The sequence below is a fragment of the Mucilaginibacter xinganensis genome, from assembly GCF_002257585.1.
Taxonomy (GTDB): Bacteria; Bacteroidota; Bacteroidia; order Sphingobacteriales; family Sphingobacteriaceae; genus Mucilaginibacter; species Mucilaginibacter xinganensis.
Window position 1 is genome coordinate 5,243,824 of record NZ_CP022743.1, and the last position, 14,820, is coordinate 5,258,643.

General features: G+C 42.7%; 14 protein-coding genes. All 14 read right to left on the reverse strand.

The annotated features are described in order from the left end of the window. Nucleotide 1: 1 nt before the first annotated feature. From MuYL_RS22790 to MuYL_RS22855, 14 genes are read right to left on the reverse strand one after another with little or no spacing between them, the layout of a single operon-like run. Entirely contained in the window at nt 2-1,312 is a 1,311-nt protein-coding gene (locus tag MuYL_RS22790) for a hypothetical protein (RefSeq protein WP_094572741.1), read from the reverse strand. Beyond that, nucleotides 1,309-1,875, reverse strand: a complete 567-nt coding sequence (locus MuYL_RS22795; protein WP_094572742.1) for a WcaF family extracellular polysaccharide biosynthesis acetyltransferase — start codon at nt 1,873-1,875, stop codon at nt 1,309-1,311. The genes MuYL_RS22790 and MuYL_RS22795 overlap by 4 nt, the downstream gene beginning before the upstream one ends. Then, complete coding sequence (gene xrtY, locus MuYL_RS22800; protein ID WP_157741075.1) at nt 1,862-3,283, reverse strand: exosortase Y; 1,422 nt, start codon at nt 3,281-3,283, stop codon at nt 1,862-1,864. Before xrtY ends, MuYL_RS22795 begins: the two co-directional genes overlap by 14 nt. Next, nucleotides 3,283-3,900, reverse strand: coding sequence for a class I SAM-dependent methyltransferase (locus MuYL_RS22805; protein WP_094572744.1), 618 nt, complete (start codon nt 3,898-3,900; stop codon nt 3,283-3,285). Before MuYL_RS22805 ends, xrtY begins: the two co-directional genes overlap by 1 nt. Continuing rightward, the gene (locus tag MuYL_RS22810; RefSeq protein WP_094572745.1) at nt 3,893-5,026 is read right to left on the reverse strand and encodes an XrtY-associated glycosyltransferase XYAG1; all 1,134 of its coding nucleotides are present in this window, start codon (nt 5,024-5,026) and stop codon (nt 3,893-3,895) included. Before MuYL_RS22810 ends, MuYL_RS22805 begins: the two co-directional genes overlap by 8 nt. Next, complete coding sequence (locus tag MuYL_RS22815; protein ID WP_245845701.1) at nt 5,023-6,426, reverse strand: exosortase Y-associated Wzy-like protein; 1,404 nt, start codon at nt 6,424-6,426, stop codon at nt 5,023-5,025. The genes MuYL_RS22810 and MuYL_RS22815 overlap by 4 nt, the downstream gene beginning before the upstream one ends. A 3-nt stretch (nt 6,427-6,429) precedes the next feature. Then, complete coding sequence (locus MuYL_RS22820) at nt 6,430-7,278, reverse strand: FkbM family methyltransferase (protein WP_094572746.1); 849 nt, start codon at nt 7,276-7,278, stop codon at nt 6,430-6,432. After that, the gene (locus tag MuYL_RS22825) at nt 7,265-8,416 is read right to left on the reverse strand and encodes a glycosyltransferase family 4 protein (protein WP_094572747.1); all 1,152 of its coding nucleotides are present in this window, start codon (nt 8,414-8,416) and stop codon (nt 7,265-7,267) included. The genes MuYL_RS22820 and MuYL_RS22825 overlap by 14 nt, the downstream gene beginning before the upstream one ends. Further along, on the reverse strand, nt 8,413-9,654 hold the full coding sequence (locus MuYL_RS22830; protein WP_245845704.1) for a glycosyltransferase: 1,242 nt from the start codon (nt 9,652-9,654) through the stop codon (nt 8,413-8,415). The genes MuYL_RS22825 and MuYL_RS22830 overlap by 4 nt, the downstream gene beginning before the upstream one ends. A gap of 46 nt (nt 9,655-9,700) precedes the next feature. Then, nucleotides 9,701-10,954, reverse strand: a complete 1,254-nt coding sequence (locus tag MuYL_RS22835; RefSeq protein ID WP_094572748.1) for a glycosyltransferase family protein — start codon at nt 10,952-10,954, stop codon at nt 9,701-9,703. Continuing rightward, nucleotides 10,951-11,883 (reverse strand): hypothetical protein, encoded by a 933-nt coding sequence (locus MuYL_RS22840; protein ID WP_094572749.1) that lies wholly within the window; start codon nt 11,881-11,883, stop codon nt 10,951-10,953. Before MuYL_RS22840 ends, MuYL_RS22835 begins: the two co-directional genes overlap by 4 nt. Beyond that, a complete protein-coding gene (locus MuYL_RS22845; RefSeq protein WP_157741079.1) occupies nt 11,876-12,886 on the reverse strand; it encodes a glycosyltransferase in 1,011 nt (336 codons plus the stop codon). The genes MuYL_RS22840 and MuYL_RS22845 overlap by 8 nt, the downstream gene beginning before the upstream one ends. Before the next feature lie 14 nt (nt 12,887-12,900). Beyond that, entirely contained in the window at nt 12,901-13,890 is a 990-nt protein-coding gene (locus tag MuYL_RS22850) for a glycosyltransferase (protein ID WP_094572751.1), read from the reverse strand. Next, on the reverse strand, nt 13,887-14,813 hold the full coding sequence (locus tag MuYL_RS22855; RefSeq protein WP_157741081.1) for a glycosyltransferase family 2 protein: 927 nt from the start codon (nt 14,811-14,813) through the stop codon (nt 13,887-13,889). The genes MuYL_RS22850 and MuYL_RS22855 overlap by 4 nt, the downstream gene beginning before the upstream one ends. Nucleotides 14,814-14,820 lie beyond the last annotated feature (7 nt).

Here is a 14,820-nt window from a genome sequence, read left to right on the forward strand (position 1 = left end):
ATTACCTGTCATATTTTTCCAAAAAATACGATACGTTATCACTGAAAATATTGCATGTGGGTTTAATGCCCACAGTTTTATTTTGAAAGTGCACCCGATATTTTTCGGTAAGCTCTTTATCGGCTCCGTAATGCTTTAAAAAAAAAGCGTTGTTTAACGAGATAGCATCAGAATACCCCAGGCTAACAAATCCCAATAGCACATAAATTACTATAGGGGCCATTTTAAGATAGCCCGATTTCACAAACTTAAACAGATAAGTAAAGAAAACATAAACGAACACCGGAATTATCGGAATCAAAAATCTCGTATCGTAATAGGGCCACAAAAAAATCATCACCAGGTAGGTTAAAAACACCCAAAATGCAAAATGATCAATCAATTTCAGTTTAACAGTGGCTCTAAAAAAAATAAATAATGCTGCACCTCCTGTTATAACCAGCAAATATTGAGCGTTGTCAAACCCTTTTATGGTCACAACACCCGCAAGTTTGCTGTACGGAATATTCCAGATCAACTCGCCAAGCTCTTTAAAATGCAATGATAACCGGCCGGCTATCGAAAGGGGGTCTTTAATCATCAGCGTCAAATCCAGTTGGCGTAAATAATCAACTTTGGTTTGCAAAAAGGGCAGTTTGATAATAAACACGGCTAAAGCCGCCGAAATCACAACAAATACCGAAAGCAACAGCACCCAGTAAGCCGCAATTTTTGCCCGGTTAGTATAAATAAGATAAAGAACCATGCCAGGGGCTATGGCAACCCCTGCGGTGCGGACATAAATACTTGCAGCAGTGAACAGCAGCGCTGCTGCAACAAAGATCACAGAGCCTTCAAAAAATTTTGTCCAGCAATAAATACCCGATATAAAAAGTGCAGCAAATAATTGGTCGGACACCGGCAAAGTAAAATGCTTGATATTGATAAACGATAACATCACCAGCGAAAAAAAGAAGAGCTTATTATCAATATATAACACTTTTGTAAGCATGTAGCAGGCTACCAGCGTACACAATATATTAACCGCGGTAATTGACATGGAGTTTAACAAGTGTAGCTTGTTAAGTAAAAACAAAAGCTGCGGATAGCCATGCGGTAACACGTCATGTGCTAAATTGCTGTTCGTATCCAGTGTCCCGTTTAACAATTCCAGGATATTCAGATACCTGATGCCATCGGTTATAAGCCGCAGCGGGGTGAAAATATTAAGCAACACCAGCAGTGCAACTATGCAGAACAAGCCAACGGTTAACGGGGTATTAAAATAGTTTAAGCCGGTTGCGGCTTTATCCTGTTTGGCTGACTGTATCAATCTGTCTTCATTTGGCTAAAAATTCTCTTGCGGACCATCACTGCCGGGTTCCCCTGGTAAATACACCAGGCATCAAGGTTTTTATTAGCTACTGAGCCGCTGGTAAGCACCGCATGTGATGCGGCAACAACACCCGGGTTAACAATTCCACCGGCACAAATCCATACACCGTCTTCCAGTATCACCTTCCGGGTTATCAGGTCAAACGTCGCCTTTTTATAGTCATGCCCCCCGGTGAGAATCACAGCACCCTGCGAGATGCATACATTTTCACCTATCACTACATCAACAAGGCAGTCAATCCATACATTTTCCCCAATCCAGCTGTTATGGCCAATAGTTAAGCGCCAGGGATATTTGACGCTTACACCCGGTTTTATGTTAACGCCTTTCCCTATTTTAGCACCAAACAGCCGAAGAAAAAATACCTTCACCGCCCGTGAAGGCACCAGCCCGCTGGTTAAAAAAATCCAGTTGACATAATACCATAACAGGCGCTTTAATGCACTGCCGCCTGGCTGATAAGGTGCGTTATTATATAATGAAAGGTCAGTTTGCTTCATCGCCATTAGTCAATGCATCATTGTGTTTCACCCAAAAATAAAGTGTTACGGCAATAAGTACATACATAATCAAATTAAAAATGGTATGGTGATCAACTATTCGGTTCTGGTTTTTACCCCAGAACAAAGAAAGCAGCACAAACCGCAAAATATTCAATGCTTCAATACCCAGTATGCCGCAAATAATAAAAATCAGCTTCGATTTAAGTTTTGCCGGGTAAGCTAAAACAAATGCTGAAAAAAAACTAATCAGACCTAAACCCAGGCACGAGTAAACCAACACTATAACACCTTTTCCTGCCACCAGCAGTTCATATTCATTTGTAATTGCCGTAAAGCCAAACCAGGAAAGCACCGCTACACTGCCTCTTAACAGCGCCAATCTGAGCCACCTGATGTAGTTCAAATGGTCGGCTATAAATGCGCTGTAATGGTTTCCCGGCGCCGTGATACCGAAAATAAATATATTGAAATAGTAAAATGCAGCAAAAAGCACCAGGAAAGTAATAACGAACCTGAGCGGTCCGATGCTTTTGCCGGTTTTTTTTAATTGAGGCTGGTCCTGTTTAAGGATCTCATCAATTTTCACATCAATTATCAGGCGGAACCAAAATGCCTGCAAAAAGTGAAAGATAACACCAATGCGGCCGTCCAATATGCCCAGCTGAAAAAATAGCCGGTAAATAAAATACAGCATCGGCCTAACGTAACGGGGCAATTTCCACCAAAACTGTTTTAACCATGCCGTACGTTCATCAGGCGAGCCCCAAAAATGCGGCTTAACCGTTTGCGACCGCATCTCCAGCATCCGTTCAACTTCCTCCTGCGCTACGAGGTCGCTATAGCGGTTGTGCTTTTCTATCCAAAAACTTATTTTATTCTCTTTTAAGTTCTCCTCTAAAATGTAGCCATCTTTCCATATCGCGGTTTTTCCGGGTACAATTAAACGGTGGTCCATATTCTCATTTAAATCAGAATATCCCTTACCAAAACGGATCATCTTCAACAGGTAAAAAGGCGAATAGCCCCCATGCCTTATCCACCGGCCTTTAAAAAAGTTTTTACGGTTAAAGTAAATCCCATCTAAGTCCCGGTTATCTGCATCGCTGAATTTTGCCAAACGGGCGCTTAACTCCGGGGTTACTACCTGGTCTGCATCCAAACAAATTACCCAGGGCGTTTCAACCGGAAAATTTTTCAATGCAAAATCCCATTGAGCCGGATGGTTTATGAAATTGTTATGCAAAATTTTTGCACCGGCCTGTTCAGCTATCGCTAAAGTATTGTCGGTACTGCCTGAATCTAAAATAAAAAGCGGGGCATCAAGTTGTTTGATGGATTCAAGCAGCCGGGGCAGATGAACCTCCTCATTGAAAGTGATAATAATAAATGAAAACTGGCCGTTCACTATAACTTTGCTTTGATAATCATGGATTTCCAAAAGTAAGGGAACCTGCCACAGCCTGTAAATGAAACCACGGTAAAACCGGCATTGGTTAACACCCGGCTTAACGTTTTCCGCGACCAGAATTTAATATGCCCGCCAAGCCAAAGCGGATCCAAATGTGAATCCCAGCGATTGAAGATGCTCAGGGTTAAATTTTTCAGGTACCCGTGGTAAGGCGTGGTTAAAATCAATTCGCCCCCGGGCGTTAACTGCCGCTTACAAAAATCAATAAATGCTTCCGGGTTGTATAAATGCTCAATTACCTCCGTTGATATAATGGTATCAAACCCGCTGTCAGCCAACTCAACCGGTAAAGCATCTGACGATAAGTCCTGCACAAAAAAGCGGTCCGGATTAGTCTGCCGGGCAATAGCAATTCCTTTTTCAGAAGCATCTGTACCGTAGGCATTATACCCGTTTTCAATAAGGTAGTTAACTAAATAGCCATTGCCGCAGCCCAGGTCAAGAATATACTTGTTTTTAGTTTGATCAATTAAGCTGATCAAATCATTTAGCTGGTAGCCAAAGTTATGCGTAGGCCCTGCACTATGAAAACCATAATCTTTATAATCAGCCATTTATTATAGTATTATACATGTCCCTATATTCTTTAATCAACTTAACCTCGTCAAAATCAGTATGGATAATATCGGGCGCTTTTTCCCTGATGTTGTTCAATGCCTCCTGCTGTCCGTGAATAAAATTAATCATATTACTCACAGCTGCTGCATTTAGTTCACATTGCCAGCCCAGTTTTTTTTCGATAACGTAGCCGCACAAACCAACGAAAGGACTTACCAACACCGCAGTGCCCTGGCTCAGGCTTTCGATGATCACGTTCCCAAAATTCTCATCGTGCGAAGGTAAAATAAGCAGCTGATGCTCACGCAATAGTTTAAACTTATTGTCACTTTGAAAACCGGCCCATATAACATTCCCATCCACAGCATTTTTTGTCGCCAATGCTTTCATTTCATTCACATAATTAACGTTGCCGTCGCCGGCAATAGTCAGTCGGTAGGGGAAGGTTAAAAACGGCAAGGCATTTATTAAAATATCAAGGCCCTTTTTCTCCTCCACTCTAGAAAAAAAGAGCAGTTTAAAAATATCAGGGGTTGGACAAGCCACCGGAACTTCAGCAGGCAGCTTTACAAAGTTTGGTAAGTTAATTATTCTTTTAGGTGTAACAATAGCGGCAATAGCATCGCTTTCCCTTTTTGATGTTACGTGGATAATGCTCCTTTTGAGCATTGGCTTGCCCAACAAATGATGAATGAGCCATTTAGTGCCTATATTTTTATTTTGAAAAGAATAAGGGCTTAGTGTGCCCCTAGGCGACACCACAACCGGAACATTGCGTACCAGCCCGATTAAACACGAAAACAGTGATACCAGGTTCCACCAGGCATGAATATGTATTACATCAAAAGTATTCGCTTCTTTCCATAATTTACCTAACAACGCCGGCGAAAAATGGCTGTGATCTTTAGTGATCCTTTTAAAGTAGGTTACCGTAACTCCATCAACATCAAGAGGCTTATTGGGTGCTACGTTTAACTCGGTTTTTCCGTTGGCGGTGGTTGCGTAAACCTCAGTATAAACTCCCGCCTTTGACAGTTGCTCGCTTAGCATAGATACAGACATGGTTGGCCCGCCGTAAATAAAAGCAGGTTTGTAGGCAGCGCAGATCTGTAAAACCCTCAAATTTCTTTTAATATATTTCTGGAGCGCAGTATTTTAAAAACTATCAGCATGGTGACATAACTCCAAAAAACTGAATTGATCAAAAACTCGAAGCTAAGCCCCCGCCAGAATATTTGAAACAGCCCACTGAAAATCAGCGCTGTACCTAAAATATAACCGCCAAACATTTCTTCCGCTTTGCAGGCTATTATTTGCGCCACGGCACCGTATGCAAACAGGAAAATAAAAATTCCCATGGCGCCGTAAGATAAATAAGCATCAACTATGTAAGCCGGCTTTGCCGAAACATTCGAGTTTTTATTCACCACACCGGCTGCGTACACGCGCTCCATTATCAGGCTCTCTGTAATGGGCTTTGATGGCCACAATGCCCGTGGCACTATGGCTATTGCCGACTGTTTTAACAGCTGTAACCCGTAAAAATCCACTTTTTCAGGGGTGGATTTAACATATTTGGTGAACATTTCGATCTCGCTCAGCCTGAATACTAAGAACCCCCAGTTGCTGTTATCATCAGCATCTTTATTAAGCGCGGCATTTAATGCTATCTGGCTGGCATCGTCAACATTCTCCTCACCCGTCCAGGCTGTTCCGCGGAAACTGCTTACGTAAGCAGGTAAAAATATAAACAGCGATATTAACAACGGCACAAAAACCACCGTTACTATTTTTTTATAATTGGGATATAAAAAAATCCCCAAAACCAGGATGCTAATAATTATAGGCTCCTTAAATCCCGAAGTAAGCGCCTGGTACAGGTTAAAAAGGTATAACGCCAGACAGATCAGCGTATTCGTTATTTTTTGCAGGGGCAATGCAAATGCCAGCGCCAGCGTTCCGGCTATAAAACTCAGCGAGCTCAATTGAAAATAAAACTGCGACAGGCCCGGCAGCCTTAAAAACAGAATTGAAACAGGAAATGATATCAACGCAGTCATTAACAACAGGTTGGCTATTTTTTCTTTTTCAATATAATATTTTTTCTCAACCGGGTAATTCATAAAAAACAAGATCCCCGAAACAAACGCGGCATGTCCTAAGCAATAATAGCGCTGGCATTGTGCCGCAAGCTGTATCGCATCCTGGTCAAGCGCAAACAGGGTATTTGTCTTGCTTAAGTATTCATAACCTAAAAGGCTCAAAAAATAAAATATCGATGTACAGCACATGTAACCGGCAAAAACAATCTGGATGATAAAGATTGGCCGCATTAATTGTTCACCGAACGTTCTGTCGGCAGGGAGTGGCTTTATCTTCCCTGTTAACGTAACATAGAAAATAAAGAACGATCCAAGCCAGGCAATAAAATACGACGTAACAGGTGATGGCTCAAAGAGCATGGCAAGCGCCCATGGCGCAAAGAGCAAAAAGAATTTTGTTATGTCATTGCCCTTTTTCATAAATTAAGCCGGAATGCAAAACACATTACCACCCTCAACAGCTTCTGCCGTTTTTAAAAGTTCACATCCTACCGGCGTTATCTGGTACATGATGTAACCAAAAGATTGCAGGTATAACCAGCAATCAGCCATTTTTTGACCGCTTTTCAGCCAATAATTATCATCGTACTCAAAAATTATCCGCGGCTTATGCTTTTGCAGCGTTTTTGCAAGCCCTAATAAAACCTGGTACTCATATCCTTCCACATCAATTTTTACCAAATCTAGTGAGTTAAGTAACTGGATTTCCGGGAGATCATCAGCAACTTTTATCAACACCCGCTGCTGATCTGTTCCCGTATAACCGGCGTTGTTTAAACTAAAGGTACCCTGGTTCCATGAAGTTTTATTTATCGTGAAATCAGCTTCCCCCTCTTTGTTAGATAAGGCATACGGTAACAGGGTAACATTTGCTGCCTTGTTTAACAAAACATTACGTCTGAATTTTTCCTGTAAATAATTTAAGGGTTCAAATGCATAAACCTTGCCGGCAGCGCCCGCACATTGCGACATGCGGATACTTTGTAAGCCTATGTTTCCGCCAATATCCAACGCATTCCCCCCGCTCTTTAGCGAAATCCTGATCAGTTTATTTATTTCCGCTTCATACGTTCCGGTACTAAATATCGTCCACTCAATATAATTATCGGCGCTGGTATAAATAGCAATGTCCTCGTCGCTTAACCATACAATCCCTTCCTTTATGCTGGCCTTCAGCTTATCAGATGGCGTCAGCAAATTCGAAAGTCGTTCCTTTCCCGGCAGTTTCCAGTTTCGGGTAAAATCAAGTTTAATACGGTCAATGCGCTTCATTCAATAACTTATTTTCAATTGCTTCCGCAATGTGTAAAAAATCCCAGTCTTTAATAATCAATTTTGATTGCCAGCCTAATTTAGTCAATCGGGCCTTGTCCGCCGTTAATTGTTGTAATTCATCCAGCAGGCTACCGGCATTGTTGCTCACAAAAACGGCCCCGTTTTTTCGGCCGGCTATTAAATCAGCAGCACAACCTACTTTGTCTGATGCAAGCACTGCTTTTCCACAAGCCATTGCTTCGTTTACACTTAGTCCCCAGGTTTCACTTTTCGAAGGCAGGCAAAACAAATCAGCAGCCTGGTACAAAACAGGCATATAAGTTTGATTTTTAAACCCGGTGAAGTGGATATTGCTACTTTTCACCATAGCCTTCAACTTATCCTCATCCGGGCCGTTGCCAGCCAAAAGCAAATGAACATCCGGCTTGTTTAACGCACTGAAAGCCTGCACCAACAATTCAAGGTTTTTAACCGGTTCAAATTTGCCGGCATACAAAACCAATATATCATTATTAGTTAAGCCTAAAGCTAACCGCAATTCATCTGCTTCCCTGCTCCTTTCAATTTCAAACCGGCTATTGTCAATGGCATGTGGCGCAAAACTTAGCTCTCCTTCTCTTAATCCGTACTTAAGGTAATAATCGTTGTTATTTTTCCCGACATAAAAGGCGTGGTCAATATGCCCGTATATCCATCTCAAAAATATATACCTAAGCGTTTTCCTCAAGCCACCCACCTCATTCAGTAAGGTGGAATCACCACGGAAATATATGGGTATTTTACCGTTAAAAAAACGGATTATTTTTAGATGAGACTGATAGGCCCAGCCAAAAACCAATAGGGCATCGGGATTATACTTTTTCACCTGCTCAATTGCACCCGGGGTTACTATTCCTTTAAAACGATGAGAGCCCGCATTGCCCGCAACATTTTCCATCCATTCAAACTCATAGCCTTCCAGCAGCGGAACATCCCACTTAATTGCTTTTTTAAATCCTTCGTCCTGTTTATCAACAGCACTTTCGCCCATTGTGTAAAACACCCTGACCGCTATTTTCCCCCGGTGGCTTAACAACTTAAATATAGGGGCGTAATATTGGATAGGATGGGTTGTTATAATGGCCAGCTTCTTCATTTTGCTCTAAAATGTTTGATGGCTATAGAAAACAGTTCTACCTGCCGCCCGGTAAGACTTTCGGCGCTATATTTTTTAAATTTATCAGTAAGCGTCAGGTGTTTCAGGTTACCGTTCCCCCACTCGTTAAGCGTTTGGCAGATAACCTCATTTAAATTCGACGCGTCCTGGTTAAAAGTCAAAACAACGGCGTCATTTGTGCATTCCTTTATAGCTGCAACAGCATTACTATTTTCGTTAAAAATAGCCAGCAATGGTTTGCCTGTTAACAGGTATGGAAAAATTTTTGACGCTGTATATTTCGGATCATCAGAGCCAGGCACAAATAAGGCATCCGCTTGCTGCAAGGTCCATAAGGTATGATAATAACTGATCCGGTCAGTAATTTCAACTACTGATTCTTCAATACCATATTTTTCAGCAAGAGGCAATATCGTAGGTTTACCCTGCCCTGCAGGCGCATAGCTGGTGCCTATAAAATACAGGCGCAGCCTGCTGAATACTTCCGGGTTTTCAGCCAACCCCTGCTTTACCGCCTCGAATAAAGGGGTAATGGCTTTTTGCATGTCCATTCCGCCGCGGCCAACATACACTATGTTGGTGAATCCGCTTTGCAGCAGCATCTTAAAATCGCCCTTATTATCTGCAGCTATTTTTAAATCGGGCTCAAAAGCGCCGAAGTTGATGGTGGCCGACGGTAAACCCTTTATTTCAGGATACCTTGCCTTTAAATCATTAATATAAGCAGCCGAAACGCTTATCAACCCATCTGCCGCCTTCATAGCTACCGGCTCTAAATATTTGTGCAACCTGTACGAGAACCAATATTTGGCGGGGCGCTGCTCTTTGGGTTTATCCCGGTAATATTCAGAATGCCATGGGTCCTGCATATCTATCACATATGGTACCGCAAAGCGTCTTTTCCAATATGCTCCTAAAATGCAAACCGGGAACTGCGTGGTCGAAAAATAAATAAGATCATATTTTTCATGCCGCAAAATTTCGTTTACTTTTTTACGATACGACCAAAGTGAACGCAGTGCAAGGCTACCCAATCCTATCCTTGAAGTTACCGACCTGCTCAAGGCTTTTACTTTATAAATTTTAATATCCTCCGGGATACTCTGAACCAGCAATTCATCCTGCACCACATCCGAATATTTTTCATCTACGGTAACTACCGCAACATCCCACCCGAATTCTTTAAAATAAGGCAGGCTCATCCTAACGCGCTGCATATCCGCAGCATTTGACGGCGGGAAATAGGGAGAAATAATCAGAACTTTAGCGTTCAGTTTTATCTAGGGTTTGGGTAATTAGGGTTAAAAACTTTTTGCTTTCATTTTCCCAGTTCAATGTATTCGTCGCCAGGGCCAGTGAAGCTTCCCGGCAGGCTAAAAGCTTACTCCTGTCTTTGTTAAACACGGATAACAGCGCTGCCAATGTGCCTACATCACCTTTCCGGTATAAAGCTCCAATTGCAGGATATTTTGACAACAACGCACTTTGCGCAGTTGTATCACTTGCTACAATTGCTAAACCGGCTTGCATATAGGTGAAAATTTTATTGCTTAAAGCAAAGTCATTGTTTATGCTGAACCCCGGCTCCATTGCCAGCCCAATATCAAATTCTGCGGCAAATTCAGCCAATGCACCGGGCATAACGGGCTCATGATAAAATATCTTCGCAATCCCATTATTCAATTCATCAATAAAAGCTGTTGTTTGGCCGGAGTGATAGCCCAACAAATGCAATTCAAAATTCTTATCGGCCAACATGTGCAATGCCTTTACAACGTCCTCAATGCCCCTGCTGTTGCCAATAACCTGCGAAAACCAAAACAACTTCACAGGCCCGGTAGTGTTTGGTTTAACCGGCTCCCTTATCGCACCTGCCGGGAAAACATTTAACAGTGTTACAGGTGTCTTACCCGGAAAAAGCCGGTCGTAAGCTTGTGTGATTTGCTGGCTGCTGGCAGTTAAATAGCTTACGTGCGGGATATATTTGTTTTCGATACCTGCTTTCAGGGCTACTTTATAATCTTTGTCGTTACTTGATGATTCATACCGGTGAAGATCCTCTGCATCAAACCCGCACGGCTTATTATATTTTTTTGCTGCCTTCACTACTGCAGGTAATGCGCCCAGGTTATGGCCAATATACAGATCGGCCTGGTAGCTTTTAGCCGCACGGATAAGAAAATAACTATTCCTGGAAATGGCGAATTCCGAAAAATAGCTTATTCCCATTTTCCTGGTAAGTAATGCTGCAATCCAGGTAATTAAGCGGCTAAAAAAATAAACCAGTCGTTTCCCAACCGGGTCGCCCCCCACCCGTATTGCCTGCCATTTTTTTGAAGGTAAAAGATTTTTGTCGATAATGGTTCCCCACTCATTCCAGTATGCATAAAGCACAGTAACATCGTACCCGTTTTCGGCCAGGGTATCGGCTTCCTTTACCAGCCGCGGGTTCAATGCCGGTTGCCCTGACGAAACCAGTACTATCTTTTTTTTAACAGGATTGTCTTTTAAAGTCACTTGCCTTTAAACAGGGGATATAATTTATAGATAAAATCTTTATGAAAAGCGCTTCCCCCGCCATAAACATAATGTTCGCTTGTTATTTTATTGCCTAAAAACATCTCCTTACGGGCCAGGTCATACTGTTTTGGCAAACCTAAAAAGTTGCCTTTCTCGCTGGCGAACATAGCCAGTAGTGTTTGCTCCAGGTGCCATGATTCCGTTTTATACAGGTTGCCCTCCATTACTTTATTTATAAAAGGGAAAAAGTGTTCATCAAAATTATGCAGCAGTAATCCGGAGTTAAAAAGGTCTATCATTGGCGAGGTAAGATACCGGCCCAGCGTGTCGTCATCAAAAGTATATGAGTTATTTACATCCCGGTTATAACAGCCGTTGTAATTACGTTTTTCAACTACTTCCAGTATTTCATCGGGCCTCGAAAAAAAAAGCACATCCGAATCAATATGCAATAAATAGGCTGTTGTTTTTTCTACGATCATGTCAAATAACTTGATTGATAAAAAAAATACCTCCCTTAATTGCGTGCAATTTTCCAGCCCCTTCGATTCCAGCAATGCTTTAACCTTTTTATTTTCATCAACCCTTAAAAATATCTTAATCCCCGGAAACATTTTTTTCAGGAAACTGATCTCTTTGTCAGTAAGCGTTCCGTCTTCATGGTAATGCAGGTAAACATCCTTGTTCCAGAAACAAAAACTGTAAAGAGCGGCTACCGATTCGTAGAAATTTTTTTTACTGGAAACCGTGGCTAACGTAAGGCTGGCGCTTTCGGGCTTTAAAACAATAGGCGGCAGTGACCGAACTTTTCTTTTCAGGAGGCTGCGGTAGGTTAGCTTTTTTGTTTTTTCAGATACCCGGGTGTAATAACTGGTGTTACTAAACTGAAGCTCGTACTTTATTTTATTTATGATCTTTTTAATCATGGTAATCAAACAGTGAAAGGTACCTGGCAGCTATTTTAGTAACATTGAATTTTTGCGCTGCTGCCGCTCTGCATTTCTCCCGGTCAATTTCCTTCAAAAGCGGAATCTTGTTGGTCATTTGCGCTTCGTCTTCTACTATAAATCCGGTTATGCCATTATTCACAACCTCGGGAACCGAGCCCCGGTTAAACGCAATTACCGGAGTACCGCAGGCCATTGCTTCAACCATCACCATCCCGAAGGGTTCATCCCACTCAATAGGAAACAATAGTGCTTTAGCCTGCCCCAGGTAGAGATTTTTTTCCTCATCGTTTAAGGCCCCCAGATAAATAACCTGTTTGCCATCAATCAAAGGCTCAATTTGCTGTTTATAGTACGCCAAATTATCTGCCGTTTCAGGAATATTACCTGCTATCCACAAAGTATTAGCTGTACGCTTAGCTATTTTTATAGCTGTATGTGCCCCCTTCACTTTGTCTAAACGGCCCAAAAACATTAAAGGCGAATCATGGTCAACCCGGGCATTTACCCGGTACTTTGAAAAGTCAATAGCGTTGTAAACCGTTTTCCAGCTCCCCGCAACGTTCCCTGTGGATACGCAATAGTTACTGCAGGCCGTGAAGATCAGGTTACGGTTAGGCAGGCTGGTAACAATTTTTATTCCTTTGGTGCTCACCGGCCGCCCATAGGTCATTATTTTTTTTACGGGTGCGTTTAAAACAGGCAACAGGTAAACCAACCGTCCAAAATTATGGATCAGGTCAAAATCGTTCCGGCGTTTGTAAAGAAAAGCCCAGGCTTGCAGCAGTTCCTTACTTTTTTGAGCAGATGATCTCTCCAGGTTGTTTACACCGAAAGCATAACACTCACCCGGGATGTGGGAACCGGGACCTGCCAATAAACTTACCTCGTGCCCTTGTCTTTTATATTCTTCCGCAAACATGTGTACCAATCGCTCATGCCCGCCGTATAGCGGTGGCGGTACAGGTATACCCGGATCCATGATCAGTAATATCTTCAAGCTATTTCTTTTTCAACCCCATTAAAAATCTGTAGGTATCTTTCTGCGGAGCGTTCAAGCGTCAGGTTATTTAAAATGAATTGACGGGGCTTAAACTTGTCGCGCATACTTAAAAACGTATCAAGCTGCTTTTCAAATTCGGAGATCTCCTTAAACTTCAGTCCGCAGCTTTCATGCCAGTAAGGAACGGAGCTCACCGGCGCATACTTTACCTTTTCAGGGTAGTAGTAGGGGTCCTGCCAAAAACCGCCCCGGTCCCACGCAAGTATGGGCGTATCTGTAGCCAATATCTGCTGATAGGCCAATCCCTGTGTTTCATGTTCACACAAAAATATCACGGCCTTACTATCTGCAATTTTTTCCTGCAATTCGCTATGGGTATAACTGCCATAGCGCACAAACGTATAGTTTAGCTTATGCTGGTCTAAAATCTTCAATATAGGATCAATCAGCGTTTTTCCGAATGTATCGCGTTGCCAGCGGATCTTATCGTATATGAGGAAGTCTGTGCTTTTCTGCCCCGCATACGGCGTCCATTTTTCTGTATCAATGCCAACCGGCCAGGCTATGGCTTTGCTGCCATACCATGGGCGGCACATCTCTGCCATCCAGTCGCCCGGCACTAAAAACCGCTTCACATTAGGATACTTTTCAAAAAGATCAGGGCATTCAATGGGGTGCGAATAAACCCCGGCGCCAAAAATCACCGGATTTTCCCATTTTCGCTCAAACAGCAACTGGGGCTTTCCTATAATACAGGCAATCTCTTCCGGATGCTTTTTGATATATGCGAAATCATTAAAACGATAGGGCACGTTTATTTTATCCAGCCCCTTCATTAGCTCCAAAGCTACCATCATTACTCCGCCCGGCCGCTGTTTACCGCGCACCATCCTTCTGATCCAGCGCCTCGGGTACCGGTCAAACTTTATCCAGCGGTCGGGGTCCGGTTCTTCATAAAAAATATTCAGGGCCTTGCTGCTCAACGTAACAAAAATTTCCGGCGAAGCCTTAACAGCTTTTCTGTATTAACAAAACCAAGCTTCTGATAACACTTGCCTAACAAGCCGGGCTCCGGTGCTTTAAATTCTGGGTTGAGCGCTCTTATCCAGTTAACAAGCCGGGCAGCCTCACCCAAATCATAAATGGCAATCCAGTGGGCCAGTGGCCAAAGTATATTTATTGCGGCATTGATGCGTCGGGGGGTAAGTTTTCCACTGGTGCGTAACTTGTTTAATATATTTTTATAGAGGCCCAGGTGCTGTGAATTCTGCAGGTGTTGTTTTACACCACTGCTAATTTGTAACCTGTCATGATGGGCCACGCGGTGTATAAGCGCAGCACCCTTATGCGCTGCAACCTTAGGTTCCTTTAAAGCTACCTCCAGTATAAAAAACCTGTCATCTCTTAATGCAAATTCCTGCCGGTGGGTTATATCCGTGATAAAATCTTTTTTAAACAAAAATGCTGAGTAGTGCGACCCGTCCCCTTCACCCAACTGCCGGGCTATAAAATCGTCCGTATCAGCCCAGGGCTGGACTTTTAGTATTTGCCCCTCCCGCTCAAATAATTGGTAGCCGCTTACTACTATATCGGCAAAGCCTGCTTCGGCCAGCTCAAATTGTTGGTCGTTAGCCCCCTGGCTTATCAGGTCATCCGAATCTAAAAAACGGATATACTTTCCTTTGGCTATTTCAAATGCCTTATTTACTGCAACACATTTACCTGAATTGGGCTGGCTTAATATCACCAGGTCGTTTTGGCGGGCCAGCCAAGTCGCTGTTCCATCACTGCTGCCATCATCAATAACAATTATTTCTACCCGGCACTTATTATTTCTGCAACTGTCAATTGTTTGCGGCAAACTCCACAAACGGTTATATGCAGGTATAATAATTGAAATATCCATTGCAGCC